Raw genomic sequence first — 25,070 nt, 5'->3', positions numbered from 1 at the left:
TAAAATTAAAAAGTATTACTTAAATTCTTGATTTTCTAAAATAGTGACTTGTTCCTTATTAGATTGGGCTATTCGTTTTGTATTTTCTACCAACCGAAAAATATTGTCGCAACATTGTTTTGCACCTATAACCAATAATGGCACACCAAGAAAATCAATTTTTAATCCTCTAGACAAAAAACCCCCAATCGACATCACTAATGGTACCGTTGGTGATGTATTGGAGAAGATAATTTGTTCATGAAATTGATGTTTACTTTGAATCAATAAAATTAAGTTTTTCATTGCTGGAACAACTATCTTAGAGGATTTCCGACCTATTGTATACACTGAGTCTCCATTTTCATCTATCCCATGGAAAATGATTTTTCCGGAATCCTTTTTAGTTAATTTATTAAAATAGTTTACACTTAATATTTCTTCTTTTGTGAGTTTACGTTCTGATTGGTCTATTTCTTTTAAATGATAGGCCGCTGCCAAAGCTGTGGTGTGTGTTCCACCATAGTCATTATAAATATAAATCATGATATCATCCTTTATATTTTTATCTACGGCTATTATGGTCACTTAGTCTAAATCCAATTCATTTAATTTTCTTTTTATACTTTGAAAATATAAATTACAATTTTAAAAAGACAATAAAAATAACGCTAGCTTATGCTGAGATTTTAAGCCTTCCAAAAACAAAAAGAACACTCCGATTGGAACTTTCTACCGTATGAAGTATCATTTAAAGTTATTTGACAAGATTTCGTCTCTTCAAATTAAGCAATTTGGGGTACAGTGTTTTATTTATAGTTTTTAAATATATGAAACATAAAAACGAACAAAAAATATACCCCTTAAAAATGTTGATATAACAATGTTTACAAACAAAAAAACACTCATTTATTAAATGAGTGTCAGTGGTGTTTAGGATAACCATTTCGGCGGGGTATTTTTTGACCAAAAAATCTCACCTAATGCATAATGTTTGGAATAATTATCTTCTGCTAGGTGATAATGAAAGTTGAAGTAATATCCATCTTGCGGCTTTTTGTCGGTTCTTACATGAAATCGGATGAAATCTTTTCTTATGTCTTCATTGTAAATATGAAATATTTTTTCATGGTATTCTCCCGATGGATGTTCGGTAATAGAGAGATTCGCTACTTTTTCTCTTTCTACTTTCGCAATGGTCGCATCAATTGCTTCTTGCATCCTAGGAAAAATTACATCGTCAAATTCATCCTGTATAACTGGTCGAATTCTATTACCAAATTTTATGTATGCCTGTTCTCTAGCTGCTCTTGAAATAGTTTCGTTCAAATCAGGTAAATCATAGGAATCTACTATAGATACTTGTTGTTCAAATTCACTTGTATTTGCATCCGAAGCAATAGATTTCGTAGGATTTTTATTGTCTAATAATTGCTCCCAAATTAGATGGTTAGGAGAGATAAGTCCAAATGTTAAGAAAGCGACCGTAATAATAATCGTTTTTTGCAACCACTTTTTCATCAATTATCACCTTCATTTTTGACCAAATTTATAAAGCATATTAGTATTAATAACGTTTTTACGAACTAAAGGTTTCATCTTCTATGTATTCATTGTACAATAAAATATGTAGACATACAGTAGCTTTTTTAAAGTAAGGAGGAAAGTCACTATGGACGCAGATTTAATCATTGGTATCGGATTTTTATTTTTATTGGGGTATTTAACGTCACTTAACTTTACAGATTAAAAAGAAAAGCGGAAGCGCCTATGTCTGCCCCGACAGGCAAATGGGAATAGGGTAGGTCTGCAAAGGCGCCACATCCTGTGGCAAAGCAGACATGACCCGCATCGTGCGGGCCCAGGAGGCAGCTACTCAGCCACCACAGCTTTTTCCCATTTGACCCCGAGGGGCAACGTTCTTCTGCGACGAGCTGTGCGCAGGAGCATGGCGCTGGAGTCTAGACATAAAAAAAGCTGTCACAACTGACAGCTTTTTTATATGTCGAGAATGCCATAGTGAAACTTTGAAGATAATCTAGTTAACTGCTCGAACTTATATTTTTCAAACATTGGTGACCGAAAATGAGCCTTTAACACAACCCGTTTTTTGGCTACTCGTTTTGCTTCCTCTATCCATTCGTCTGACAAAGATTCATGCACTCCAGCTTCTCGAAGGCTTTGAAAATTAGACGACTCCTCAATTACTTCCTCAAACATTGGATCCATGTAAACGACATCATAGGAATTTGTATCCAACTGTTTTAAATAATTCACTGCATCTTGGTGAATTATATGTATCCGTCGCATACTTTCTTGCATTTCTATATTATCTGTTTCATACACCTTTAAACCATGCTTTACAATATAAGCAATTATTTCATCTTTTTCACAAGCATCGGCAACACCATTTTCACCTACTGCATATGCGGCTATTATACTATCCGAACATAATCCGGCGGTAGTATCTAAAAAGCTATCTCCTTTTTGTAAGTTCAAAGCATCTAATAGTAAATCCTTCTCCCCATTTTGTATGCGTTTTATACGGAATGCCGCGGAATTCGGATGAAAGAAAAAAGGAGTAGTAGAACCGTATACATACAGTTCTAATCTCTCCTTAGTTACGACTAATACATTTGCATGCTGCTCCTGGTGTAACTTTTGCATAGACTTCTTCTGTCGATTGACATATGGCAAAGTCAATTTACTTGCGATTTTTTTTGCTTCTCGAATAAAAATATCGTTCGTTCTACCAGCAGTAGTTACGATTGTTTTCATGAAGAAACAATTTGAGAAAGCACGCCGGAAAGATGATCTTTAATCGTTTCCATTGAGTTGCTTTCAATTTGTTCACGAGGAATGAAATATGCCAATTGGTCTTCCTTCCAAATAGCAATAGATGGTGAACTTGGTGGAACTTCTTCAAAGTAACCTCTCATTGTTGCTGTTGCTTCTTGATCTTGACCAGCAAATACAGTAACTAAGTTATCAGGTTTCACTTCTAATTCTTCTACTGCAGATATTACTGCTGGTCTTGCTAGCCCTGCTGCACAGCCACATACTGAGTTTATAACGATTAATGAAACGCCATTTGCGTTTGCCATATGGTCTTGTACATCTTCCGGAGTCACTAATTCTTTAAATCCAGCGTTTGTTAATTCACTTCTCATTGGTTTTACTATGCCTTGCATATATTCATCGTACGCATTCATGATATCGCCTGCTTTCATTTAGTTTCACAAAACCTATTATAACAGGACTTCTTGTACTTTTGCTATTATACTGTTTTCGTGTTTTTTAACATTCATTCGGTTCAGTAAAATATCCAAAAGTTTTTTTATTTACGTACCAGTGAATAAACATCTTTTATTAGTACAAACTATTACCTGTATGAAATTAATTATTAATGGATAGGGAGTGCAATAATGGGAATTTTAAGCGGTAACCCAAAAGACCAACCGTTACATTACGGTGAAGTGTTTACTTTATGGACAAATCTAGCTACAAACAACGGTTTTATAGCGGCGTATCAAACCTTTGCTAATCACACTGGTGATAAAGATTTAGAGAAGATTATTGAAGAATCGATTCAAGGTATGAAAGACGAAAATAAACAAGTTGAAGATATTTTAAAAATTAATGGTATTGGACTACCACCTGCACCACCTGAACGTCCAGTTGCAAGACTTGAGGACATTCCGGTTGGTGCACGATTTAACGATCCTGAAATCAGTGCTGCACTCTCAATGAATGTCGCAGCTGGTTTAGTCGCATGTAGTCAAGCTATGGGTATCTGCATTAGAGAAGATATTGCTTTAATGTATGGTCAGTTTCATATGAACAAAGCACAATTAGGAGCAAAGCTATTGCGATTAAACAAAGATAAAGGATGGCTTATTCCTCCACCGCTACATTTCAACTCTCCAGATACAGAATAAAAATTCTTTGGGCAATCTAAATTTGGATTGCCCTTTTATTATTGATTCACATTATTAAGGTACGATCTCCTAGCAATAAATCTCCTTTGTCCAAGCTCCCAGTTAATCCAACAAATCGGTTCCAATAATTTTCCAACGGCATTTGCCCACTGCTTTTTCAAATTATGAATATGCTATTTATAACTGAAGGGCACATCACACCGCCCTGTCTGTGCCTTCAGTGGTTTTAAAATATCTTCTTAAAACCAAACAAATGAATTAGACGAACATCCATTATCGACATAGAATGAATTATCCCGAATATAGGAGGTGTACTAAATGGGTGAAGCGGTTGGTGGTTACGGAAGCGGTTCAGGATTTGCTTTAATTATTGTTCTGTTTATACTTTTAATTATTATTGGCGCAAGTTTCTTAGGTCGCGGTTACGGTTACGGTCAGGGTTACTGCTGATGAAATGGGCATAGTACCATATTCACACTACAATCTAAGACAGGGTTTTTTACCTGTCTTTAGCTAATTTTTAAATTCAGCTTAGTAAGGCTATCACCATTCAACTATCAACACTGCCATTAGATTCTCCAAATAAAACTTGCGGACCAATCTGGACATCGTCATGCCAAACTTTCCCACTTGTACCTTCTTAATTTCTTTCACAAGATAATCGAGATTGAGTTTCTTAGTTGGTCTTAACTGTCTTTGCAAAAGCTTCAGCAAACGATTTAGGTATCGGTCTATAAATATCTACATACAATCAAATTTCAGTTTCAATTAATGAAGCTGGTACTTATGAACTGCACCCCATTGTTAGACACAATCTAACAATGGGGTGTTGTTTTATCTGGATAAATTTGAGTTTCTGTATTAAATGGAGTTTGAAACTATAGAGCATTTTAAAGAAAGACTAGCAAAATATATCGATTACTTTAATTGCAAACGAAACAAGGCGAAATTAAAAGGCCTGAACCCGGGACAGTACCGGTTCCAGACCTTCATACCTACCTAACGGTTCGCTTCAATGTTTGTGGCCATTCACTTAGACAATTCCTTATAAGCTAGAACTTTCAGGGCTAGCATTTCTTCCTCCGTTAAAGTATTTTCGATCTTATTAAAGATTTCTTGTTTTTCTTCTTCTGTCATTCCATTTTCGACTTTGGTTTGGAACTCTTGCAATTCGCTTATCTTAAACTTTTTTATTAATACTTTCGTTGCCTCTTCTTTTGTTTGAAATGGCAGCTGACTGCTATCTACATTTTTACCTTCCTCTATAAACGCCTGCAATTGCGGATCTTTTTTGATCTCTTGTTTAATACTTTCCAGTTGACCGCTATTTTCAAACTCAACTGCTACCTTTTCCATTACTTGATCTGCGACTATTTTCGGCCCAAAATAGTATACTGCAAAACCTACTAGACCAATAATGACAATGAAACTAATCAGTACTTTAATAAAACGCAACTAAATTCCTCCTTCTACAGGATTTATTATTAATGCTACATTGTTCAACTATTTCTTAACAATATACCTCATTATGTATTTTATACATAGAAAAAGCACCTTCCAAGGTGCTTAAATAGTTTACAAAGATCGCTTTTTAATAATTCTTCTGAGTTAGCAGCTGGTTATACGTCTGATAAGATGCAATAACTGCAATAAATGTACCTACTAAGAATAAAATGGATCCCCCTAAGGAAAAGAGATGACCAATCAATCTCTTTCTTTCTTCAGTTATTTGCTCTTGATTCATTTATTCACCCACCTCTCTACCTTTATTGTATTCTTCAGTTGCATATTGTTCACTTGCGGTTATGTTATACAAATGAAAAAGAGCACATCTGCATTCACGATTTTGCTGTACTTCTGATGATCAAAACAAATAAACTTTCAAATCATCATTATTGTCAATCGTTCCTAGTAAAATATCTTGCAATTGGACATTTAATAGTACCGTTTTGTTTTCCACCCAAGTCATATCTTTACCTGCTCTATGTAATTCATTGAAATCAATCTTTCCTTCTTTAATAATTGTAATTGGCATATTAAACGGCTTTTTGACTAGTTGCATATCTTCAGGTGTTAATGCTTCTAATTGAGGGGATAAAAAGAAAGAGATAGTGCCATCCGGCTCCCAAACAGCAAGGGCAACTTTTTGTATTTCTTCGATTTTTGCTTTTCTAGCTTCTGACAATAAGTGATCAATCGTAATCCTTGCTTTCCCTAACTCTTTAAACATAATTTCACCGTTTTTGATTAACGGGAATGGTGTTGGTTCAAACCAATTTCTAAACACATTCCATTTCAAAGATAAAAAAACGACTACTGAGTATAAAATAATTAATACTGTTGTCGTAGTGATTGAACCTTTTAGTCCCAATCGTTCATCTGATAAAGGATGGGCTAAGATATTTCCGAGTATCATGGCAATCGTGAAATCGATCAGTCGTAATTGTGCAATCGATCGTCGCCCCAATAATTTAGTCGCTACTATTAAAAAGAAAAATGCAACGATTGCTCGTAATATCCATTGAATGGTAGTTAGGGTTTCTTGACCATAGATAAAATCCATCTATTTCCACACTCCCGTTTTATTTCTATCATGACCAGCAAGAAATGAAACTGCTAATTCACACGATTTAATTGCTTTTCAACTTGTATTCGGAAATTTTATAATCAATAAAAGCCCCTACTACTCCAGATGGCAGACCACCCGCTGAGATAGAAAGTAATATTGTAAACAAACCGAGATTTTCCACTTTATAATGCAATAAAACAAGAATGGAGAGAGTTCCTAATATGGTGAACAAAACGGAAAAATAATACGTTATATGTACTTCATCATTTATTTTAGCCTCTTTTTTAGTCATTTCTTTGCTCATATTACTCCTCCGTTCTTTTTAACATTCTATATCCTTCATATTATTCACTCATTGTGCGTAATTTAAACGCTTCTAAACGGCAATAATAGTTGGAAAAACATCGCACAAAAAAACACCATTCAAATAGAAATGAATGATGTTTTTAATAAATGTAGGTTGGAATAACGGTTAATAAATTGTGTTTTTTACACAACCGCGCGAACAGATTCGCTCCATTCTAATTGGTTTAAAAATGTATAGACGTCTTCGCATACTTTCTCTCTTTCTTTCCCGGTAGTAATAATATGCCCAGATTCTTCATACCAAATGATTTCTTTTGTATCCGTTTCGACTTGCTCCAATATAAATGATGCACTTTCTTTATAAATCTCACCATCTAATGCACCTTGTAGAACGAGTGTCGGGGAAGAAATCGAATGCAGGTCTATGCAAGCATCTTCAATGAATGATTGGACTTCACTCAAAGAATCCAAAGGACTATTTTTTAACGCTTCAAGTTCTTGAATAATGATTTCTCTAGATTTACCTTCAAATGATTTATACACTTTTGCATAATTATATAAACGATCAAACAAACCATCTGTATTACCACGTTTAATCGGTGCACACATAGATACAATCGCTTTGACCGGAAACTTTTCCGCTACTTTTAAAGAAAAAACACCGCCTAAAGAAATACCTGCTACTGCAATTTCTTCATATCCTTGATTTTTCAAATAGTTGTAACCGTCTACGACATCTTGCCACCACTCTGCGGGAGTTGTTTGTAATAATGCTTCAGGCGTCCCACCATGCCCGCGGTACATCGGTGCGTGACAAGTGAATCCTCTTTTTTGCAAATATTCTCCTAATCGTTTTACATCTTTCGTACTACCAGTAAATCCGTGAAGTAAAAGTACTGCTCGATTTCCCCCTACGAATGTAAATGATTTAGGTGCGACTACTTTCATTTGAATATCCCCTTTAGTTTGATAGCATAATAGTTTGTTAATCCTTATCCTATCATTGACAATTCATAAAGTATAATTTATTATTTCTATCATTACTATGCATAAAAGGTATCGATTAAAAAAGGGGATGCTTTATAGATGGAATGGCAACGATTAGAATATTTTCAAACGCTTGCAAAAGTTCAGCATATGACACGGGCCGCCGAACTATTATCCATATCACAACCGGCTTTGAGCAGGTCTATAGCGAGTTTAGAAGAAGAAATTGGGATTCCACTTTTTGATCGTCAAGGTCGCTCCATCATTCTAAATCGCTATGGAATGATGTTTTTAGAGAGGGTTAACCGGATTATGAATGAAATGAGCGATGGGTTAAATGATATTCAGCAGTTGATAAATCCAGAGCAAGGAGAAATAACACTTGGCTTTTTACATACGCTTGGAACGAGTACCGTTCCAAATATCATTCGTGCTTTTCATGATAAATATCCACATATTACATTCCAATTTAAACAAAACCATACGCATACTCTGTTAAAACAGCTAAAATCAGGGGAAGTGGATCTTTGCTTAGTCGCATCTATTGACTATGAAAAACCAATCGCCTGGTCAGAATTATGGCGAGATGAGTTATTTGTTATTGTTCCAATTAATCACTCTCTGGCAAATCGTAAAAGCATCTCATTAAATGAAATAGTACAGGAGTCTTTTATTTCGATGAAAAAAGGTTATGCACTTCGAAAAACAACGGATAGTATATTTTCTGATACTAACTTGTTGCCGAATATTACGTTTGAAGGAGACGAAGTAGCTACTGTGGCAGGTTTTGTATCAGCAGGACTTGGTTTTTCTATTTTGCCAGATGGAGAAGAAATTAATCCTAATAAAATTGCTAAATTACGCATCGAGGATATGACATGTGAACGTGTAATTGGTATGGCTCGTGTAGAAAATCGCTACCTATCACCTGCAGCAATAAATTTCCAAAAGTTCATTCTAGATTATTTTCTAGAAAAGAAGATGTAATGCATGATATCAGAGCATACAAAAAAAGCCTCACTCTTCAACGTGAGGCTTTTATTATTAAGCGATTGTGTAAGAAATTTGAAGGGAGATCTTCAAGCAGGTTACCAAGCCTGTTTCCTTACATTAACAGAATACCACGGATTTTCGATAGTTCCATGCTTAATTGTTGCATATAGAACATATATTAACCACGATTGGAAATCTGTGCACTAAAAGGAATAACAGATCTATTTTATTCGTTTCTCTTATTTTCTCGCTTCGCTCATTTGTTTCCAAACGGATCCTTTTGCTTCTTCCCCGCCTTCAATTCGGGCAATTGCCATACGGATTTGCAGTTTTACTTCATATTCTTTATCTTCCATTGCTTCTTTTAATGCAGGAAGGGCATCCGTATCGCCAACTTCATAGAAGTACATAGCCGCACGCCAGCGAACGAGTTTGTTTTTATCAAACAAGGCGACTTTCATCCCATCAGCGAATTGTTCAAAGCCTAGATCACTCATTGCGTCTCCTGCTGTTCTACGTACTGCCCCACTTTTATCTTTTAATGCAATTTCTAGATAAGGAATGACTGCTTCGTTTTCGATTAACCCTAAATATACAGTTGCAAGACGGCGAATAGATACTTGTTCGTCTTCCACTGCTATTGCCAAAATCGGTAAGTCAACTAGTTCGGGGTTGATCAAATTATTTAGTAGTTGGAAACGCTCTTCCCAATCACTTACTTCAAATTGAGCTAATGAGAATGGAACGCGAACTGCAGCTTTTTCTTCTACATGCTGATCTTTTTCTTCGATTAACTGTTGAAGTTTACTTTCTGGGAAGGTTGCTTCCAATTCATTTACTAATTGTTCACCAATTTCTTTTTGGTCTCCGTAGCGAACGCCATAATCTACCCATTTTCGAAGCATAATATAGTTTTCTTTGTCACCTGCCATTGCTTCATCTAAAGCTTTCGTAAAACGCTCGGACAAGCCAAAACGTGATTCAGACTCACTATCAAATACTTTAACTTGAAGTGGAATCCCTTTATATTGCTGTACATGTACGTATACCTCTCCGTAATGGTCTACTGGTTGTTCACTAGTTTGCTCTTTATTGTCTGCTCCAAATACATTTTCTACAGAAGCTAATATCGATTCCCAGCTAAACTTGGCAATACGCTCTATCGCTAAGAAGTCTGCTACATGATAGACTCCCTTTACACCTTCGATTGCAAATAGTTGTTGAATTTCTTTAGGTGCATCTACAATATCGTCTTTTTTATAATTATGACTTTTTCCGAATGGTAGCTCTTGATCGATAACTACTTTCATCGTATTCGGACTTGGTGTTGGTTCAATTGTAACTATTTTCATCAAATATACCTCCAGTAACTGAGATTAGGAAGAAGCGATTTCTTCTAAATAAGACCATCTCTCGATTAATTGTTCATATGTGCTGTTAGCTTGTTCCAGCTTGTCAGTTAGTTCCTGCAATAGTGTAAAATCAGAGCCCGTAGTTAAAATCTTTTCTTCTAGTTCTGTAATTAGCTGTTCAGTTTTTTCGATTTCCTCACCAATAGTATCCCATTCTCGTTGCTCTTTGTAAGACATTTTCTTTTTCTCTTTTGCCACTTTAACAGGAGGCTCTTCTCTTTTTTCTTCTTCTACAATTTCCGCCGGAGCAATTTTTGCAACTTCCAAATAATCGGAATAAACTCCTAACCACTCTTTAACAGAGCCATTCCCGTTTAATATCCATAGCTTTTTCGCAATTCGATCTAAGAAAAATCGGTCATGGGAAATCGTCACAATAACTCCTGGGAATGATTCCATAAAGTCTTCCAAAACAGATAATGTTTGAATGTCTAAGTCATTTGTCGGCTCATCCATAAATAGAACATTCGGCTGTTCCATTAACATTTTTAACAGAACTAGTCGTTTTTTCTCTCCACCAGAAAGTTTACCGATTTGCGTACCGTGTGTATTTAAAGGGAATAAAAATCGTTCTAGCATTTGAGCTGCAGAAAATTTTTCACCAGAGCCCGTTTCAATTAGGTTAGATGACTCCCGAACATATTCAATCATTCTTGTCTGTTCATTCAACTTCGGTAATTGTTGTGAAAAATGCATGAGCTTAACGGTTGAACCTACAATTATTTCTCCGGAATCTAATGGAATTTCTCTTGCTAGCATTTTAAGTAAAGTACTTTTCCCTACGCCATTAGGTCCAACAATTCCAATTCGATCTCCAGCTTGTAGTAAAAATGAAAAATCCTCTACAATTTTCTTAGAATCAAATCTTTTGGAGATATTTACTCCTTCTACTACTTGCTTACCTAGTCTCGTTGTCGCCATTTCTAAATCGAGATTTTGTGTGGAGTTATTACGATCTAGTTTTGAATCTATTTCTTCAAATCGATCTTTTCTCGCCTTTTGTTTCGTCGATCTTGCTTTTGCGCCTCTACGAATCCATTTCAGCTCATTGCGGTATAAATTTTGTAGCTTTTGTTGAGAAGAAGCATTCATTTCTTCTCGTAATGCTCTTGATTCTAGATAATCCGCGTAATTCCCAGTATGTGTGTAAAGTGTTTTATCTGCTAATTCATAAATATGTGTTGCCACTGCATCTAAAAAATATCGATCATGTGTAACTAAAATAATAGAACCTTCTACTCGCTGAAGCATTTCTTGTAACCAATCCGTAGATTCTTTGTCCAAATGGTTCGTAGGCTCATCTAACAGAAGTAAATCAGCAGGTTCTATCAGTACTTTTGCAAACGCCACTCTTTTCTGTTGCCCACCTGATAAATGAAGAATGGACTCTTCGTATTGGGTAATACCTAGTTTTGTCAGCGCTGTTTTTGCAAGTGCATTGACATCCCATGCTTGTAGATCATCCATTTGAGATTGTAAATCCATTAGTTTATTTTGACGTTCAGTAGAACTTGAATCTTCCATTAAAGCTAGCAATGCTTCTTCATATTCTCGATTAATTTTTAATATAGGAGAATCTCCACTAAATACTGTTTGCAAGACGGTTTCATCTTTTTCAAATACTGGCTGTTGCTCTAAATACGCAATTCGATATTTGTTTGGATGATCACGATCAATGGAATCCGCTTCTAATTGGCCTGCAATTATCGATAAGAATGTTGATTTACCAGTACCGTTAATGCCTATTAAGCCAGCTCGGTTATGATCGTTGATCGTGAAGGTAATATTTTCAAACAGCGTTTTCTCTCCTACTGTTTTTGTTAAATTTGAAATGATTAAATGACTCATATTTGTTCCCCTGTTTCTATTCTCAAGTTTTGCAAAAATAATTCCATAAATGCATGTCTTTCTTTTGCTAGTTCTTTTCCTTTTTCCGTTAGCATTCCGTCAGCTAATTTTAATAGTTTCTCATAAAAATGCGTAACGGATGCTGTCTCTTTGGAGCGGTATTCTTCTATGGACATGTTTTCTCTTGGAGTTTCTTCTACATCGTATAACTTTCTACCCTTTGCTCCGCCGTATGCAAATGTTCGCGCAATCCCTACTGCTCCTATTGCATCTAACCGGTCCGCATCTCGGACAATTTGGGCTTCTAATGAATCAGCAACTATTTCATTCCCCCCATTGAATGAAATGGACAGAATGAGTGTTTTAAGTTGATTTACTTTTTCAGTAGGTAAGGAAAGTTGCTTAATGATCCTATCCTCTTCCTGCTTTTCTTCAACTGGAGCATATTTTGGGTCGCTAACATCATGTAATAGTACTGCTAGCTCAATTATTTCCAAATCAGCAGTAGGCTCTGAAGCTGCTATTTCAAATGCATTCTTACGTACTCGCTCAATATGTTGGAAGTCATGACTTGCATCAAAATGTTTATATACTTCTTTCACTAAATGTTCGCACCGTTGTATTGGATTCATTACTTATTCTCCTTAAGCTGTCTACTCTTTTACATTATAACGAATAAAACACAAAAAGACTGCTAATGTGCAGTCTTTTAATTTGTTAAAACAATCCTACCGCTTGTCCATCCTCCGCAACGTCCATATTTAAAGCAGCTGGTTTTTTAGGCAGTCCTGGCATTGTCATAATATCTCCAGTTAAACAAACAAGAAATCCTGCCCCGAGTTTCGGAAGAACTTCACGTACTGTAATCGTAAAGTCTGTTGGCCGACCTAATAATTTGGGTTGATCAGACAAAGAATATTGTGTTTTCGCCATACAGATAGGAAGAGTATCCCATCCGTAAGTAGTTATTTGGTCAATCTGTTTTTTGGCTGCATCTGTAAATACGACATCTTTCCCACCATATACTTGCTGTACAATCGTTCGCACTTTTTGTTCAATCGTATCTGAAAGACTATATAAAGGTGCGAAGTTAGATGGTTTTTCTAGTTCTTTTAAAACTAATTTAGCAAGGTTCACTCCCCCAGCTCCACCTTTTTCCCAAACCTCGGTTATAGCAATTGCTATATTTCTCTCTTCACACCAAGCCAATAATGCTTTTGTTTCAGCCTCTGTATCAGCTGTGAATTTATTCAAGGCAACTACAGGCTCAATACCAAATGCCCGAATGGTTTCTATATGCTTTTCTAAATTATTTGTTCCTTCAAGTAGCGCGTTTACATCTTCTTCCCTTAGCAAATCCTTTGGTTTTCCACCTTGCATTTTAAGTGCTCGAATCGTCGCAACAATGACAACTGCATCTGGTGCCAAATTACCTTGTCGTGATTTAATATGCATAAATTTCTCTGCGCCTAAATCTGCGCCGAATCCTGCTTCTGTCACAACAACATCAGCTATATTCATCGCCGTTTTCGTAGCGATGATCGAGTTACATCCATGCGCAATATTAGCAAAGGGTCCGCCATGTATTAAAGCTGGTGTTCCTTCTATTGTTTGCACTAAGTTCGGCTTGATTGCTTCCTTTAATAGTAAAGTAAGCGCACCTTCCACTCCTAAAGCACGCACAGTAATTGGTTCTTTTGCATATGAATAACCGATAACAATTTGCGCTAGTCTTTCCTTTAAATCACCTAAATCCTTTGCCAAACAAAGAATTGCCATTATTTCAGAGGCTACGGTAATATCAAATCCGTCTTCACGTGGTACACCTTGTGTAGGTCCACCAAGACCAATTATAATATGGCGTAGTGAGCGGTCGTTCATATCAAGTACTCTTTTCCAAATAATTCTTCTAGGGTCAATTTGTAATTCATTTCCTTGGTGGATATGATTATCAATTATTGCAGCTAATGCATTATTAGCGGTAGTAATCGCATGTAAATCACCATTGAAATGCAAATTTATTTCTTCCATAGGTAATACTTGTGCAAATCCTCCTCCAGTTGCACCGCCTTTTACACCCATTACTGGCCCCAAAGATGGTTCACGTAGAGCGACTACAACGGACTCTCCGATTTTCTTCAAGGCATCGGCTAATCCAACGGTTACAGTTGATTTTCCTTCTCCTGCCGCAGTCGGGCTTATTGCAGTTACAAGTACAACTTTACCTAAATTCGTTTTAGCAGCTATCTTTGTTGGATCAATTTTTGCTTTATAGTTACCGTATTGCTCTAAAGCATCTTCTGGAATTCCTAATTTATCCGAAATTTGGCGAATTGGTTGCATTTTGGAATTTTTGGCTATACTTAAATCGGAAAGCGGCTCTACTTTAACATTCATATGTATCCCAACCTTTTTTCTTTTATTATACGTTGAATCAATTAGATAAAACAAATCAATTACGCCTTGGCGTAATTGCGTCCAGATTTTGAATTGCGCTTGTGCCCGTATGATGCGGGTATGCAACCGTTGCTGCTGAGTCAAGTTAAAATTCGACATATTATTGACGATAGTTGTCATTTACTATATAGTATATTTATCCATTATCAGAATTTTTAATGGACCGAGGGAGGAACGTTTATGCAACAGGGGAAAGTAAAATGGTTTAATAATGAAAAAGGCTATGGATTTATCGAGTATAATGATGGGGAAGATGTATTTGTCCATTTTACAGGTATTCAAGGCGAAGGATTTCGAGCACTCGAAGAAGGACAAGACGTTACGTTCGAAATTGTTGAAGGAAACCGTGGACCTCAAGCTGCAAACGTAATTAAAAATAGTTAGAAACGGTTCTTCCCGCGACAAATGGTCGTGGGTTTTTTTACTGAAGTTTTTCTCCCTTTTGCTTGATCTCTTCCCCAACCGTACAGCTATGAATGCAAAAGTGGTGTGCAAATGTCTTTCCTTTTTCTTTTCTAAGTTGCGCTCGCACAAAACAGCCATCACAATACGTTTGTAATATAAGATCAATTTCATTAATAATTTGTGTATTTTTCATTTGTTTACGCTCCTCACTACCTTCATAATTGTACTATTATGTTTCTTTTGTTTGCAAGTATGCTATAAATCGTTCAAACTAAAACAGATGATAACTCGTATGAAATTATGAAATGGGGATTTGCATGTTAGAAGTTTATATTGATGGCTCGACTACTGGAAATCCAGGTCCAAGTGGGATTGGCATTTTCATTAAAGGTGAAGGACATCATTTGAAGTTTAGTGAGTTCATCGGAGATTATTCGAATCATACAACAGAATTTATTGCACTACTTAGAGGTTTAGAAGAAGCACAAAAATTGTCTCCTATGATGGTCTCAGTTCGAACGGATTCTCAAATCGTACTAGCTGCTGTTGAGAAGCGTTATGCTAAAAATGCGGAATTTGCAGCTATATTAGAAAAAATCTTAGCGATTAGCGATACATTTGATTTATTTTTTATAAAATGGATTCCGGACGACCAAAATAAAGCTGCTCATGCACTAGCTAGAGAAGCCGTATTTAAACAACTGCCGAAAAGTTAATTGGCAGTTGTTTGGTATGCAGTTTCAATGGTATCTTTTGTACGATTCATAAAGTTCACTACTACTTCATCGCTTCCAAATAACTGAAAGAGACTGAGTAGCGGGTTTTTGGGCTTATTGATTGATGTGTAGATGAACTTTGTCGTTGTATCATCTATCATTTGTAATTCATAGTCAATTGTCATCCGAAAGCGATCATTTAGTATAAAGCTTTCCTGTATCATTTTATTATTTGGTTCGTTTGTATATTTTTGAATCGTTATTTCATATTGTTCCGTTAACGAACCATTATGATACGTCTGATGGATAACGGATCCAACTACTTGATCGGTTTTTTCTAGAAATTCCTCTCCCATTACTTTCGGAAAGATTTTTTTCTTTTTTTCTACATCGCCATAAAAATAAGTCCAAGCAAATTCGATTGGAACGTTAAGCTTAATTTCTTTTTTCCACTTTTTCATTTCTTCTGCTCCTAAAACTAAAATTGTAAACCATAACACAGATAAAGCCTATGATGCACTTCAGGGAAATGCGTCGCAGTGGAATACCGCAAGTGCAGTTGATTTCCGCTCCAGGCGGACGCTTTCCGCTTCAATCAACGAAATATGCTAGCTAATTAGCGTTTTGCTAAAACACCAAACCAACAAGAAATATTAGAACCGCTGCGCGAAGGTAAAAGCGGCAGCTATCACTATATGAAAAAAATTGCTTATTAAACAGTGAACATGAGCTTAAATATGTTATCAATTACCAAATAATAGTGTTAATTTTCACAATATTAATGGATTGCTCCCGCACATAAATTGGTCGCTCTTAGCCATTTACCGGATCATTTTACGAGATATTTACTAATATTGGATTTCCCTCTTCGATTCTAATCAAACTTTTGGTTTATCAAGCGAGAAACTAATCAGTCAGCAAGCTCCTCTGATTTTTGCGGAAGGGCGGCGACTCCAGCGGAAATCCTAGCGGATACTTCTTACGACGCATTATCCCTAAACAGTGTCAAACCATTTGTTGTGAAGAGGATGTTATCCACATGTCATAGTTGTTTAAATTTCTACACAAAAAAACAGACTCCCCTAAGAGAGCCTGTTAAAGTTTAGGTTTAAAATTAAGCTTTAACTACGTTAGTAGCTTGAAGACCGCGTTGGCCTTGCTCGATTTCAAAAGTTACTTCTTGACCTTCGTCAAGAGATTTGAAACCTTCGCTTTGGATAGCTGAGAAGTGTACGAATACGTCGTCTCCGCCTTCGCGCTCGATGAATCCGAATCCTTTTTCTGAGTTAAACCATTTTACTTTACCTTGTTCCATGTGTGTTTCCTCCTCGTGTGCAATTTTCGCACACATTTTGTTACTATCCTTGCTCAACACTGTTAAGTAAAAGTGTTGCCACCTACTAACTAACCGAACAAAAATAATCCTCTTTAAATATAACACGCGCTCTCCTATAATGCAACACTTATACCTAATTCTTTTTATTTATTTTCTAACAATGCACCAATCGCTCCACTATATCCGTGCTGTTCCAAAAAGATTGGATTTTTCTCTTTTAAAATTGTATACGATTCAATTATTTTTTGTAATAATTCATTTTCTTCTAATGTGGAACCAATATAAATGATATCTTCTACTTGGTGTGCGTCAGCCGCTTGAATACATAGCGTAGCAACTACCTCTCCAATAATCCCCTGCACTCCAGCTAACAAATCTGTACTGTTTCTAACATCATTTGTTTTTAGCGCAACCCCACCAAAATTACTGGCTGTTAAAGAACCTTTTATTGGAAGTTTATTATTTTGATATATATCACTCACTAAAATATCTACAGATGCTCGATTTCCTAATTTAGATTGTTCAATTATATTTTTGTAATTTTGAATACCTGTTAGAGCGGATCCTAAACCAAGGAGGGTTCCTCCTCCTACACCAGTTCCCCCTATACGACTATGTATTTCACCTTGCATAATATGTATAGATGTTCCCGTACCAATATTCGCAATAATTGCGGCTTCACTAGTAATGACTTCTTCTTTTAGTTGATACATGACTCCATTCATCGTCGCATCAAATTCCACTATGTAAGGGATTTCATTTATCGAAGAAAGATATTCTTTTAATTGTGCTGCTCGACCACCAGTGAGGCAGATAGAAGCTAACGAGTGGTTTGAATCAAGCCAATCCTTTACTGCTTTAAAATCGGATGAAAGAAAACTTTCAAAGGACATTTCTTTTTTTTCATCCCAATAAGCTATTTTCGTTAACGTTCCACCTGCATCAATGCCAATTCTAGTAGTCATACAAATTCCCCTTTTATAATAGGAGACTTATTTAATCCAAGAGCCAACAATCGGATAGTCAAACTCGTCTCCATTAATCGCTTTAATTATTCCGATAATTGGAACAACAAATGCCATTATACCAAAAATAATGACCATCGGGATACCAATTAATAAAATAATTAATAATATAGAGACGGTAATTAGTACCGACATCACGAGCTGAAATAGCACCGCTTGTATAGAAAGCTTTTTAATCTCGTCATCATCCACGACCAAGTACAAGATAAAGGGAACTAGAAATGGAGCGAACCAAGTACTTGCATGTAGTAGAACTTTTAATCCTGTATTTTGCATGCAATATCGAACTCCTTTCTTCTTTTTCTAATTTACGATAGGAAGAGACAAAAAGTTTCATTTTTTTCTATTAAAAACAATTTCTCCATTTACAATCGTTTGTAATACTTTCGACGTGACAAATGTCTTCTTTGTTAACACTTGATCGACAATTGTAAAGTCAGCATCATAACCACTCAGAATCTTGCCACGGACATGCTCCTTTCCAATTGCTCTTGCACTTCCAGTTGTAAATAATGAAATTGCTTCAAATGCTGTTAGTTCCTGATTTGGCAAGTGTACATTATTGGTTGCCGCATCCATCCCAAGCAATGGATCAGCAAGCTCGATTGGTGAATCAGAACCTCCTGAGCAATCAAAGCCCTTTTCTAATAAAGTTTTCCAAGCGTACGCCCAAGTTAAACGCTCTTTTCCTAAACGATCGATAACCCATGGAAAGTCGGATGGTACGAACATTGGTTGAATATCTAAGACTACCGGTAATTTAGCCATTCTATTTAATAAATCTTCTGTAAGTACATTCACATGAATTAGTCTATCTTTTTTACCAACTGGCGCTGGATAATTTTCAATTAAATCTAGAATAATCTCTACTGCTTTGTCACCTATAACGTGTACCGCAATATTTTCATTATATTTTCTTGCTAGTTTTACGAGATTCTCTAACTTTTTCTTATCATGGACGGCAACTCCTTTGTTTCCAGGAGAATCTGAGTAATCTTCAGAAAGTAAAGCCGTATGCCCTCCAAGTGACCCGTCGATAAATATTTTCATTGCACCAAACTCGATAAAATCCGTGGGCTCTTCTCCTTGCATTTGCTCAAATACTTCGTGGTGTCGAAGCAAATGGGTTCGAAAACTTGTTCCTATTGTTCGGCGAAATGCTTCTAGTGGAACAGTGTATGGACCATAATATGCCATGTCTTCTGTATGCACTCCCGTTAGTCCTTTTGATTGTAAATCGGTAACACTTGCTTGAATGACATGTTTTAAATAATCGGTTGTTACTGCTGGAATACAGGACGTAATTAATTGTTGTGCTTCATCATAAAATAGTCCATTCAAATTGCCATGCTCATCTTTTCCGATAATACCGCCTATAGGATTCGGTGTGTCTTTTGTAATTCCTGCTAACTCCATTGCCTTTGAATTTGCTACTAGAACATGCCTACAAATTCTTTTTAAGACAACAGGTGTTTCTTTCATTTCATTTAAATCTTTACAAGTGATTGGACGACCTTCTACTAACTTATTATCATTCCAACCTTCTGCAACATACCACTCCCCTTTATTTACATGTTGGGCTACTGCTGACACGATTGTTTGAATAGAAGAAAAAGTGGATAAATCTAAATAGGTTAATTTTTCCCCATGACCGATTAAGTGAATATGACTATCTACAAAGCCCGGGTACATCGCAGCACCTTGTAATGAATGGATTTGATCCGCTAGATGCAACAATTGATCTTTCGTTCCGGTTTGAATAATTTTTCCGTTTTCCACTAACACAGCTTCTACTTGTTCTCCACTAACATCCATTGTAAAAATAGGTCCGTCTGTCCAAAGTATTTTCATTTTTTAGGCTCCTTTTTACCCGCTATTAAGTCATCCACTAATAGTTCTGCTGCCTTTCGATATGCATTGCTCATACTTGCAAGTGACGTGATAAACAGTAAGTGCTTCAAATCATCTCCAATTTCAAACTGGTCGATTTCTTGCTCATGCGCTTTCATTTCTGCTAAAAAACTTTGGGCATTGCCTTGTTGTAATGCGACTGAGTACGAGTAAAAATCTTCTAAATTAAAATCATCCTTACCTATTTTTTCATTGATAGGATCCATAGTTGTCTTAATATCATTAATAGATAATGCCCCTTTTAATTGATAAATTAAGTTAATTAACATAATATGCTGCTTGGAATATTTTTTATTTTTGATCGGGATAAATAATTTTCCTTTCGCATAGTTATTAATCATTGTTTTTGTTAATACTTTTTCATCATCATTTCGTAGGGTTGGACCAAATTTAGAAACAAATAATTGAATAACTTGATCCATATATAGATCGATATCTGGTATTTCTTCCGCATGAATCGTTGCGTCAAGTCCAAGTCTGTTTACGAGTTCATCTGATTTGTTCATGTATATTCCTCCGTTGCTAACTTGTTAATATCGTATCGCAAAAAGAGTTTTCAGTAAACATTTGACTATCTATTGAGATGAGTATATTATTTTAAGTAGTTATAAAAACTACTTGTTGTTACGGGGGTATTATATTGGAGAAGTATATAAGAGAACCATTTAATGGATTATCACATCTTTTTGGCGCAATTCTTGGTGTTTTCGCTTTAATCGCAATGATTGTAAAAGGAACTGCACTAGATGCATCAGGTTTAACGATTACTGCACTCGTTATATTTGGTGTGAGTATGATTTTATTGTATGCATCATCGGCAACTTATCATATGGTCATAGCAAAAGATCATGTGATTCATCGGTTACGACGATTGGATCATTCGATGATCTATTTATTAATAGCAGGTACATATGCACCTTTTTGCTTAGTCGCATTAAAAGGTACTACTGGTTTTATGTTGTTTAGTATTATCTCAATTATGGCAATTAGCGGTATATTGTTTAAGATGATTTGGTTCAATTGCCCAAGATGGGTTTCTACCGCTTTATATATTGGAATGGGATGGATCATTGTCTTTTTAGCTTCTCCGCTTGCGGCAGTGCTTGGTACACAAGGTATCTTCTTTCTAATATTAGGAGGAATTTTTTATACAATCGGTGGAGTTATTTATGGTGTAAAACCAAATATTCCATTCATCAAGAAGTTAGGGTTCCATGAGATTTTTCATATTTTCATTTTATTTGGGACTATTAGTCATTTTATCTGTGTGTTTGTATATGTGATTTGATTAAAAAACGTAAGTGACCTTTATGTGTATCTTGTTTTCCAAGACTCCGGGGATGTAGTCAGTATAGGAATAATGCTTCTTAAAAAGCTCTATAAGGTTACCGCTATGATTTTCGCTGCAGGCGGACGCTTTCCGCCGGGTGAGCGATGAGCCATCACCGCCGCTTACGCGTACGTTGTGATGTCTCATCTGTCTCACTCATCCGGCTGGAGTCGCCGCCTGCTGCGAAAATGAGTGGAGCTTGCTTGCTAACTAATAAATAGCTGAATCGAATAAAGCAATAAGTCTATCAACATCCTCCTATCAGTGATTTAGTGAAGATTATTTAATACACATTACATAAGCTACCGGACTCATAGCATCTGTTAGATCAAGTTGAAATGTTCAATGGTAAATTTATTACATTCATCCATTTATTAGAGTTTTCTTTGAAGAATTGGATTTAATGCGGTGACTATATTAAGCTAAGATACTAATTAGTCAGCACATTTTGTTGATTGAAGCGCAAGGCGGCGACTCCAGCGGGAATAGCATGAGCTGAAGACCCCGCAGGAGCGAAGCGATGAGGAGGCTGAAGTCATGCCCGCGGAAAGCGTCCGCCTGGAGCGGAAATCAACTGCCTCCATGATAAATCTTAGCAGTACTATTTGCTACGCATTTTTTCTAAATAGTGGAATACATCTACTTTATAATTTACTGAGTATGAAAAAAAGCCTTTTGACCAAGTCAAAGGGCTTATAAATTTTACTTTTCCAAATGAATTGAGATAGTTGGTTCCAGTTGAATTTCGACATTTCCTTTTATTGCACGGCTAATCATACAGGATGTTTCTGCTTTTTTGGCTAGTTTCTCAGTTATTGCTCGATCATTTTCATTGTCAATGACAATCAATGGACGATGAATAATCTTTTTATATGTAAACACGCCGTTCGTGACATCTACTACTGCGGTTGACTCCATATCAAGTGCATGCTTAACAATTTTACTACGTTCCAGCATTGCAGCAAGCGTAATAATATAACAAGTCGCAGCTGCTCCTAGAAGCATTTCGTCTGGGTTTGTTCCAATCCCCGGACCGTCCATTTCCTTTGGTATTGATACTTTTGTAGATAATTGATCTGCATGTATTTCCCCTACATCATTTCGATTTCCTGGCCAATTTGCTTTTAGATGAAAATAATGTTCTGCCATTCATATCATTCCTTTCGGTGATTTATTCAGTAGTTGGAAAAATAAAAGATTTCCAGTATGATTAGTTAAGAGAAAGAAGGGAACCCTCTTGCTAAAAAATTACAATAAAATTGCTGGTATTATAATTGTTTTATCGATGTTTTTACTTATTTTAGGTGTAAAATATGTACTTGGTCAAGATTTAGTCATCATCAACTTCGTCGCTTTTGCTGCATTTTCAATTGCTGTCGGCGCAATAGCTGGTGCCTTGTTAACATTTAAATTACATAAGGGATTTTACATATTTACGATAGGTCTTGCTATTGGATTCATTGAATTATTTCGTTCATTTCTAAAAGGAACAGAAGAATTTGGTGATCTCGTCGGAATTCTATCGTTATTCATCCTTACTTCTTTTGGTTTAGTAATAGGATTAATAGTAGAAGGTATTTTGTATGTCATGAAGAAAAATAAGTAAAAAAAAGAAGTTTTTCCGCCATATCAGCGAGAAAAACTTCTTTTTCAAGGAGAAATAATTGTTTTATTTCTTCCTTCAGATTTGGCTACATATAACGCCTCATCAACTCGATTTAAGAGTTCACTCACACTTTCTTTATTTGCTTTATACTCCCCAACTCCAGCGGAAATTGTCATCTTTCTGTTCATCGGAAGGACACTCATTTCTATTTCATTTCTAAACTTTTCTGCTAGATTAAATGCCTCATCTAATGAGTAATTTGGCAGAATCATAACAAACTCTTCTCCACCAAGTCGGACACAAACATCATTATCCGAAACAATTGACATCATTTTGCTCGCTAAAAATTGTAATGTCTCGTCGCCTATTTGATGTCCATACTCATCATTCACTCTTTTGAAATGATCAATATCAATGCTAATTATAGAAAATGAACTATTTTGTTCCAATAAATCAGCGAATAATAACTCAGAATATCTTCTATTTTTCAATCCCGTAAGCGGATCTGTCATCGACTGATTCTTAAAATTCGCGACTTCTTCCTCTTGTAGTTTTCGATAATTATCAATAGTTTCCGTCAGTTGTTTTGCTTCGAAATACCAAGTTGAAATTTTTATTTTATCCACAGATACATCTTCTACATAAGAATTCATGGTAGATATCGCCAACTTTTTCAAAGGTGAAGCAAGTTTTTCCGATAATAAATAGGCTAACACAAAAAATAGAATAACAAATGGCAACGAGTAAATAAACATTTTTGTCATAATCCCGTTTAGAGGTTGTAGACTACTTTCAAAAGGAGTTTGAGAAACGACACCCCACTTACTTTCGGGAATATATGAATATCCAGCTAATAAATGTGTTCCTTGTGTGTTATATATTTCTTGAGCTCCATTTTTTTTATTCATTATTTTTTGAATTGCGTTATTTTCACTTACATTTTCACCTATTCTTTTTTTGTCTGGATGATAGATTAAAGTGCCTTGTTCATCTACTACAAAAACATAGGAACCATCTTCACTAAAATGCTCCGCCAAAATATTTTGAATGAAATTATCTTCTTGTAAATAAATAGTACCATTTAACATGCCAAGATATGTATCTGATTCATCAAACAATGGTGTAGACACAAGTATTAAAAGTCGACCCGTTATAGCTTTATACGGTTTCGAAATAAAACTTTCTTTTTTGCGAAGTGCTTCCACTACTCCTGGAGATTCAATTTTATTACCAGAGATTCCTACGTTCGGCGATGTTGCTATTGCGATGCTATCACTTCCAATAACAGAAAGCGAATTAAAATTTTTCCCACTTATTAGTAACTGGTCTAATATTCTAGTTAGTTCCTTCGGGTTATCGATATGAGCAATTACATCTGGTTTTCTCGCTTCTAGGTTTGCTTCCATTGCTTTAAAAACTTCTTCAGACATTTTCCCTAATTTTAGCGCATACATTTCATTTTGCTCTAATGAGTTTTCGATTAAACTTTTTTTCGTTACTAGATAACTAGAAAAAAGGGAACTACTTAAAATAGCTATCATTGTAAAAGTAGTCAGTGTGAGTATCCAAAATTTAAGTGTTTTGTTCATTTGATTTCCCCTTCAAAAAGCATTCCAAATTATTATAGCATTTGAACTTTTGTATTTCCTTCTCAATCAAATAATTTTACAATAAAAAACTAATTATATATGAGATATATCACAAAAAGAAATGCGTAACAAAACAGCTTCCGCTAGGATTTTGCTGCAGGGCGGACGCTTTTTAGCGAGGGGAGCGATGAGCCATTACCGCCGCTTACGCGTACGTTGTGATTGCTCCATCTGTCTCACCAGAAGAACGAAGGCTAAGTTCGCCACATCAAAAGGAAGGCAATCTAAGTTCGCCGCTTCCTACGGCAACGATTGCATGACCCACATCCCGTGGGCCTCAACGCTTTTGTGACCAACATCTTGTTGCCCGAAGCTATGCCCGTGGAAAGCGTCCAACTGAACAGAAATGATAGCGTTCATCTAATAGAGTTTTTTGAAGGCATTATTCCTATATGAAGCTCCATATAAAAAGGTGAACTCTATATTGTTCGGGGAAAATAATCCACATGCCATAGATTTTATAATTTCTAAAAGTATAAAAAAACTTCCACCAAGTTACTAGAACTTAGTGAAAGTCTTCTTTTAAAATATAAGAAAATATAACCTTTATATTCAGTATCGTTCCAGCTTCTGCGCAAGCTCGTCGCGAACTTAGGCTGTATT

General features: G+C 35.9%; 29 protein-coding genes and 1 pseudogene. 8 read left to right on the top strand and 22 right to left on the bottom strand.

The window, feature by feature from the left end; all coding sequences use genetic code 11:
• Positions 1–15 precede the first annotated feature (15 nt).
• The 4 genes from BMZ04_RS09485 to BMZ04_RS09470 form a co-directional block, all read right to left on the bottom strand.
• Positions 16–525: a DUF3189 family protein gene (locus BMZ04_RS09485; protein WP_093268740.1), complete on the bottom strand. Its 510-nt coding sequence runs from the start codon at positions 523–525 to the stop codon at positions 16–18.
• A gap of 387 nt (positions 526–912) precedes the next feature.
• Positions 913–1,500 (bottom strand): YpjP family protein, encoded by a 588-nt coding sequence (locus BMZ04_RS09480; RefSeq protein ID WP_093268735.1) that lies wholly within the window; start codon positions 1,498–1,500, stop codon positions 913–915.
• Between the two features lie 477 nt (positions 1,501–1,977).
• Complete coding sequence (locus BMZ04_RS09475; RefSeq protein ID WP_093268730.1) at positions 1,978–2,757, bottom strand: class I SAM-dependent methyltransferase; 780 nt, start codon at positions 2,755–2,757, stop codon at positions 1,978–1,980.
• Complete coding sequence (locus BMZ04_RS09470; protein WP_093268725.1) at positions 2,754–3,191, bottom strand: BrxA/BrxB family bacilliredoxin; 438 nt, start codon at positions 3,189–3,191, stop codon at positions 2,754–2,756. Before BMZ04_RS09470 ends, BMZ04_RS09475 begins: the two co-directional genes overlap by 4 nt.
• A gap of 213 nt (positions 3,192–3,404) precedes the next feature.
• On the opposite strand from BMZ04_RS09470, the gene BMZ04_RS09465 reads away from it, so the two are divergent.
• The 3 genes and pseudogenes from BMZ04_RS09465 to BMZ04_RS09455 form a co-directional block, all read left to right on the top strand.
• Entirely contained in the window at positions 3,405–3,917 is a 513-nt protein-coding gene (locus BMZ04_RS09465) for a DUF3231 family protein (protein WP_093268721.1), read from the top strand.
• A 318-nt stretch (positions 3,918–4,235) separates the two neighbouring features.
• Positions 4,236–4,367 (top strand): YjcZ family sporulation protein, encoded by a 132-nt coding sequence (locus BMZ04_RS09460; protein WP_093268716.1) that lies wholly within the window; start codon positions 4,236–4,238, stop codon positions 4,365–4,367.
• A 382-nt stretch (positions 4,368–4,749) separates the two neighbouring features.
• Positions 4,750–4,920, top strand: a pseudogene (locus tag BMZ04_RS09455) (IS3 family transposase); the annotation flags it as partial.
• Between the two features lie 26 nt (positions 4,921–4,946).
• Here BMZ04_RS09455 and BMZ04_RS09450 read toward each other — a convergent pair.
• From BMZ04_RS09450 to BMZ04_RS09435, 5 genes are all read right to left on the bottom strand, one after another.
• Positions 4,947–5,372: a hypothetical protein gene (locus BMZ04_RS09450; protein ID WP_093268707.1), complete on the bottom strand. Its 426-nt coding sequence runs from the start codon at positions 5,370–5,372 to the stop codon at positions 4,947–4,949.
• 136 nt (positions 5,373–5,508) lie between these two features.
• A complete protein-coding gene (locus tag BMZ04_RS22345; protein WP_177184396.1) occupies positions 5,509–5,661 on the bottom strand; it encodes a hypothetical protein in 153 nt (50 codons plus the stop codon).
• 120 nt (positions 5,662–5,781) lie between these two features.
• The gene (locus tag BMZ04_RS09445; protein ID WP_093268703.1) at positions 5,782–6,480 is read right to left on the bottom strand and encodes a DUF421 domain-containing protein; all 699 of its coding nucleotides are present in this window, start codon (positions 6,478–6,480) and stop codon (positions 5,782–5,784) included.
• Between the two features lie 67 nt (positions 6,481–6,547).
• Positions 6,548–6,790, bottom strand: coding sequence for a hypothetical protein (locus BMZ04_RS09440; protein WP_093268699.1), 243 nt, complete (start codon positions 6,788–6,790; stop codon positions 6,548–6,550).
• Positions 6,791–6,975: 185 nt separating this feature from the next.
• The gene (locus BMZ04_RS09435) at positions 6,976–7,740 is read right to left on the bottom strand and encodes an alpha/beta hydrolase (protein ID WP_093268694.1); all 765 of its coding nucleotides are present in this window, start codon (positions 7,738–7,740) and stop codon (positions 6,976–6,978) included.
• Between the two features lie 138 nt (positions 7,741–7,878).
• Here BMZ04_RS09435 and BMZ04_RS09430 point away from each other — a divergent pair, with 138 nt between their 5' ends.
• Positions 7,879–8,766 carry a LysR family transcriptional regulator gene (locus BMZ04_RS09430; RefSeq protein ID WP_093268690.1) on the top strand — a complete coding sequence of 296 codons (888 nt, stop codon included), beginning with the start codon at positions 7,879–7,881 and terminating at the stop codon, positions 8,764–8,766.
• Positions 8,767–9,011: 245 nt separating this feature from the next.
• On the opposite strand, the gene BMZ04_RS09425 is transcribed toward BMZ04_RS09430, so the two are convergent.
• The 4 genes from BMZ04_RS09425 to BMZ04_RS09410 form a co-directional block, all read right to left on the bottom strand.
• Positions 9,012–10,124 carry a virulence factor gene (locus BMZ04_RS09425; RefSeq protein WP_093268685.1) on the bottom strand — a complete coding sequence of 371 codons (1,113 nt, stop codon included), beginning with the start codon at positions 10,122–10,124 and terminating at the stop codon, positions 9,012–9,014.
• Positions 10,125–10,148: 24 nt separating this feature from the next.
• Entirely contained in the window at positions 10,149–12,032 is a 1,884-nt protein-coding gene (locus BMZ04_RS09420) for an ABC-F family ATP-binding cassette domain-containing protein (protein ID WP_093268680.1), read from the bottom strand.
• A complete protein-coding gene (locus BMZ04_RS09415; protein ID WP_093268676.1) occupies positions 12,029–12,664 on the bottom strand; it encodes an HD domain-containing protein in 636 nt (211 codons plus the stop codon). Before BMZ04_RS09415 ends, BMZ04_RS09420 begins: the two co-directional genes overlap by 4 nt.
• Positions 12,665–12,749: 85 nt before the next feature.
• On the bottom strand, positions 12,750–14,429 hold the full coding sequence (locus BMZ04_RS09410; protein ID WP_093268671.1) for a formate--tetrahydrofolate ligase: 1,680 nt from the start codon (positions 14,427–14,429) through the stop codon (positions 12,750–12,752).
• 240 nt (positions 14,430–14,669) lie between these two features.
• On the opposite strand from BMZ04_RS09410, the gene BMZ04_RS09405 reads away from it, so the two are divergent.
• The gene (locus BMZ04_RS09405; RefSeq protein ID WP_093268667.1) at positions 14,670–14,873 is read left to right on the top strand and encodes a cold-shock protein; all 204 of its coding nucleotides are present in this window, start codon (positions 14,670–14,672) and stop codon (positions 14,871–14,873) included.
• Between the two features lie 37 nt (positions 14,874–14,910).
• On the opposite strand, the gene BMZ04_RS09400 is transcribed toward BMZ04_RS09405, so the two are convergent.
• Positions 14,911–15,087, bottom strand: a complete 177-nt coding sequence (locus tag BMZ04_RS09400; protein ID WP_093268662.1) for a zinc-finger domain-containing protein — start codon at positions 15,085–15,087, stop codon at positions 14,911–14,913.
• Between the two features lie 124 nt (positions 15,088–15,211).
• Here BMZ04_RS09400 and BMZ04_RS09395 point away from each other — a divergent pair, with 124 nt between their 5' ends.
• Entirely contained in the window at positions 15,212–15,610 is a 399-nt protein-coding gene (locus BMZ04_RS09395) for a reverse transcriptase-like protein (RefSeq protein WP_093268657.1), read from the top strand.
• On the opposite strand, the gene BMZ04_RS09390 is transcribed toward BMZ04_RS09395, so the two are convergent.
• The 6 genes from BMZ04_RS09390 to BMZ04_RS09365 all read right to left on the bottom strand — a co-directional run bounded on the left by BMZ04_RS09390 (position 15,607) and on the right by BMZ04_RS09365 (position 20,388).
• Complete coding sequence (locus tag BMZ04_RS09390; RefSeq protein ID WP_093268652.1) at positions 15,607–16,071, bottom strand: SRPBCC family protein; 465 nt, start codon at positions 16,069–16,071, stop codon at positions 15,607–15,609. The genes BMZ04_RS09395 and BMZ04_RS09390 overlap by 4 nt on opposite strands.
• 653 nt (positions 16,072–16,724) lie before the next feature.
• Complete coding sequence (locus tag BMZ04_RS09385; RefSeq protein WP_053589685.1) at positions 16,725–16,925, bottom strand: cold-shock protein; 201 nt, start codon at positions 16,923–16,925, stop codon at positions 16,725–16,727.
• A gap of 164 nt (positions 16,926–17,089) precedes the next feature.
• Positions 17,090–17,911: a type II pantothenate kinase gene (coaW, locus tag BMZ04_RS09380; RefSeq protein WP_093268647.1), complete on the bottom strand. Its 822-nt coding sequence runs from the start codon at positions 17,909–17,911 to the stop codon at positions 17,090–17,092.
• Between the two features lie 27 nt (positions 17,912–17,938).
• Positions 17,939–18,247 carry a DUF4870 domain-containing protein gene (locus BMZ04_RS09375; protein WP_093268644.1) on the bottom strand — a complete coding sequence of 103 codons (309 nt, stop codon included), beginning with the start codon at positions 18,245–18,247 and terminating at the stop codon, positions 17,939–17,941.
• Between the two features lie 57 nt (positions 18,248–18,304).
• On the bottom strand, positions 18,305–19,822 hold the full coding sequence (locus BMZ04_RS09370; RefSeq protein ID WP_093268641.1) for an amidohydrolase: 1,518 nt from the start codon (positions 19,820–19,822) through the stop codon (positions 18,305–18,307).
• Positions 19,819–20,388, bottom strand: a complete 570-nt coding sequence (locus BMZ04_RS09365) for a DUF1836 domain-containing protein (RefSeq protein ID WP_093268637.1) — start codon at positions 20,386–20,388, stop codon at positions 19,819–19,821. The genes BMZ04_RS09370 and BMZ04_RS09365 overlap by 4 nt, the downstream gene beginning before the upstream one ends.
• A gap of 134 nt (positions 20,389–20,522) precedes the next feature.
• On the opposite strand from BMZ04_RS09365, the gene BMZ04_RS09360 reads away from it, so the two are divergent.
• Positions 20,523–21,170 (top strand): PAQR family membrane homeostasis protein TrhA, encoded by a 648-nt coding sequence (locus BMZ04_RS09360; RefSeq protein WP_093268634.1) that lies wholly within the window; start codon positions 20,523–20,525, stop codon positions 21,168–21,170.
• A gap of 744 nt (positions 21,171–21,914) precedes the next feature.
• Here BMZ04_RS09360 and BMZ04_RS09355 read toward each other — a convergent pair.
• Positions 21,915–22,361 carry an OsmC family protein gene (locus BMZ04_RS09355; protein ID WP_093268629.1) on the bottom strand — a complete coding sequence of 149 codons (447 nt, stop codon included), beginning with the start codon at positions 22,359–22,361 and terminating at the stop codon, positions 21,915–21,917.
• A gap of 88 nt (positions 22,362–22,449) precedes the next feature.
• On the opposite strand from BMZ04_RS09355, the gene BMZ04_RS09350 reads away from it, so the two are divergent.
• On the top strand, positions 22,450–22,818 hold the full coding sequence (locus BMZ04_RS09350) for a hypothetical protein (RefSeq protein ID WP_093268624.1): 369 nt from the start codon (positions 22,450–22,452) through the stop codon (positions 22,816–22,818).
• Between the two features lie 44 nt (positions 22,819–22,862).
• Here the strand turns inward: BMZ04_RS09350 and BMZ04_RS09345 are convergent, their stop codons facing one another.
• Positions 22,863–24,407: a sensor domain-containing diguanylate cyclase gene (locus BMZ04_RS09345; protein WP_093268620.1), complete on the bottom strand. Its 1,545-nt coding sequence runs from the start codon at positions 24,405–24,407 to the stop codon at positions 22,863–22,865.
• Between the last annotated feature and the right edge of the window lie 663 nt (positions 24,408–25,070).

The sequence above is a fragment of the Psychrobacillus sp. OK032 genome (genome assembly GCF_900111345.1).
Taxonomy (GTDB): Bacteria; Bacillota; Bacilli; order Bacillales_A; family Planococcaceae; genus Psychrobacillus.
This window is presented reverse-complemented; position numbering and strand designations above follow the sequence as displayed.

What these genes read in the sequence shown, in the direction of transcription:
- BMZ04_RS09470 (WP_093268725.1), bottom strand. Translation starts at nt 3,191, where the DNA reads ATGAATGCGTACGATGAATATATGCAAGGCATAGTAAAACCAATGAGA.
- BMZ04_RS09475 (WP_093268730.1), bottom strand. Translation starts at nt 2,757, where the DNA reads ATGAAAACAATCGTAACTACTGCTGGTAGAACGAACGATATTTTTATT.
- BMZ04_RS09385 (WP_053589685.1), bottom strand. Translation starts at nt 16,925, where the DNA reads ATGGAACAAGGTAAAGTAAAATGGTTTAACTCAGAAAAAGGATTCGGA.
- BMZ04_RS09370 (WP_093268641.1), bottom strand. Translation starts at nt 19,822, where the DNA reads ATGAAAATACTTTGGACAGACGGACCTATTTTTACAATGGATGTTAGT.
- BMZ04_RS09405 (WP_093268667.1), top strand. Translation starts at nt 14,670, where the DNA reads ATGCAACAGGGGAAAGTAAAATGGTTTAATAATGAAAAAGGCTATGGA.
- BMZ04_RS09355 (WP_093268629.1), bottom strand. Translation starts at nt 22,361, where the DNA reads ATGGCAGAACATTATTTTCATCTAAAAGCAAATTGGCCAGGAAATCGA.
- BMZ04_RS09460 (WP_093268716.1), top strand. Translation starts at nt 4,236, where the DNA reads ATGGGTGAAGCGGTTGGTGGTTACGGAAGCGGTTCAGGATTTGCTTTA.
- BMZ04_RS09480 (WP_093268735.1), bottom strand. Translation starts at nt 1,500, where the DNA reads ATGAAAAAGTGGTTGCAAAAAACGATTATTATTACGGTCGCTTTCTTA.
- BMZ04_RS09425 (WP_093268685.1), bottom strand. Translation starts at nt 10,124, where the DNA reads ATGAAAATAGTTACAATTGAACCAACACCAAGTCCGAATACGATGAAA.
- BMZ04_RS09420 (WP_093268680.1), bottom strand. Translation starts at nt 12,032, where the DNA reads ATGAGTCATTTAATCATTTCAAATTTAACAAAAACAGTAGGAGAGAAA.
- BMZ04_RS09435 (WP_093268694.1), bottom strand. Translation starts at nt 7,740, where the DNA reads ATGAAAGTAGTCGCACCTAAATCATTTACATTCGTAGGGGGAAATCGA.
- BMZ04_RS09410 (WP_093268671.1), bottom strand. Translation starts at nt 14,429, where the DNA reads ATGAATGTTAAAGTAGAGCCGCTTTCCGATTTAAGTATAGCCAAAAAT.
- BMZ04_RS09390 (WP_093268652.1), bottom strand. Translation starts at nt 16,071, where the DNA reads ATGAAAAAGTGGAAAAAAGAAATTAAGCTTAACGTTCCAATCGAATTT.
- BMZ04_RS09445 (WP_093268703.1), bottom strand. Translation starts at nt 6,480, where the DNA reads ATGGATTTTATCTATGGTCAAGAAACCCTAACTACCATTCAATGGATA.
- BMZ04_RS09465 (WP_093268721.1), top strand. Translation starts at nt 3,405, where the DNA reads ATGGGAATTTTAAGCGGTAACCCAAAAGACCAACCGTTACATTACGGT.
- BMZ04_RS09395 (WP_093268657.1), top strand. Translation starts at nt 15,212, where the DNA reads ATGTTAGAAGTTTATATTGATGGCTCGACTACTGGAAATCCAGGTCCA.
- BMZ04_RS09375 (WP_093268644.1), bottom strand. Translation starts at nt 18,247, where the DNA reads ATGCAAAATACAGGATTAAAAGTTCTACTACATGCAAGTACTTGGTTC.
- coaW (WP_093268647.1), bottom strand. Translation starts at nt 17,911, where the DNA reads ATGACTACTAGAATTGGCATTGATGCAGGTGGAACGTTAACGAAAATA.
- BMZ04_RS09345 (WP_093268620.1), bottom strand. Translation starts at nt 24,407, where the DNA reads ATGAACAAAACACTTAAATTTTGGATACTCACACTGACTACTTTTACA.
- BMZ04_RS09440 (WP_093268699.1), bottom strand. Translation starts at nt 6,790, where the DNA reads ATGAGCAAAGAAATGACTAAAAAAGAGGCTAAAATAAATGATGAAGTA.
- BMZ04_RS22345 (WP_177184396.1), bottom strand. Translation starts at nt 5,661, where the DNA reads ATGAATCAAGAGCAAATAACTGAAGAAAGAAAGAGATTGATTGGTCAT.
- BMZ04_RS09415 (WP_093268676.1), bottom strand. Translation starts at nt 12,664, where the DNA reads ATGAATCCAATACAACGGTGCGAACATTTAGTGAAAGAAGTATATAAA.
- BMZ04_RS09400 (WP_093268662.1), bottom strand. Translation starts at nt 15,087, where the DNA reads ATGAAAAATACACAAATTATTAATGAAATTGATCTTATATTACAAACG.
- BMZ04_RS09365 (WP_093268637.1), bottom strand. Translation starts at nt 20,388, where the DNA reads ATGAACAAATCAGATGAACTCGTAAACAGACTTGGACTTGACGCAACG.
- BMZ04_RS09430 (WP_093268690.1), top strand. Translation starts at nt 7,879, where the DNA reads ATGGAATGGCAACGATTAGAATATTTTCAAACGCTTGCAAAAGTTCAG.
- BMZ04_RS09485 (WP_093268740.1), bottom strand. Translation starts at nt 525, where the DNA reads ATGATTTATATTTATAATGACTATGGTGGAACACACACCACAGCTTTG.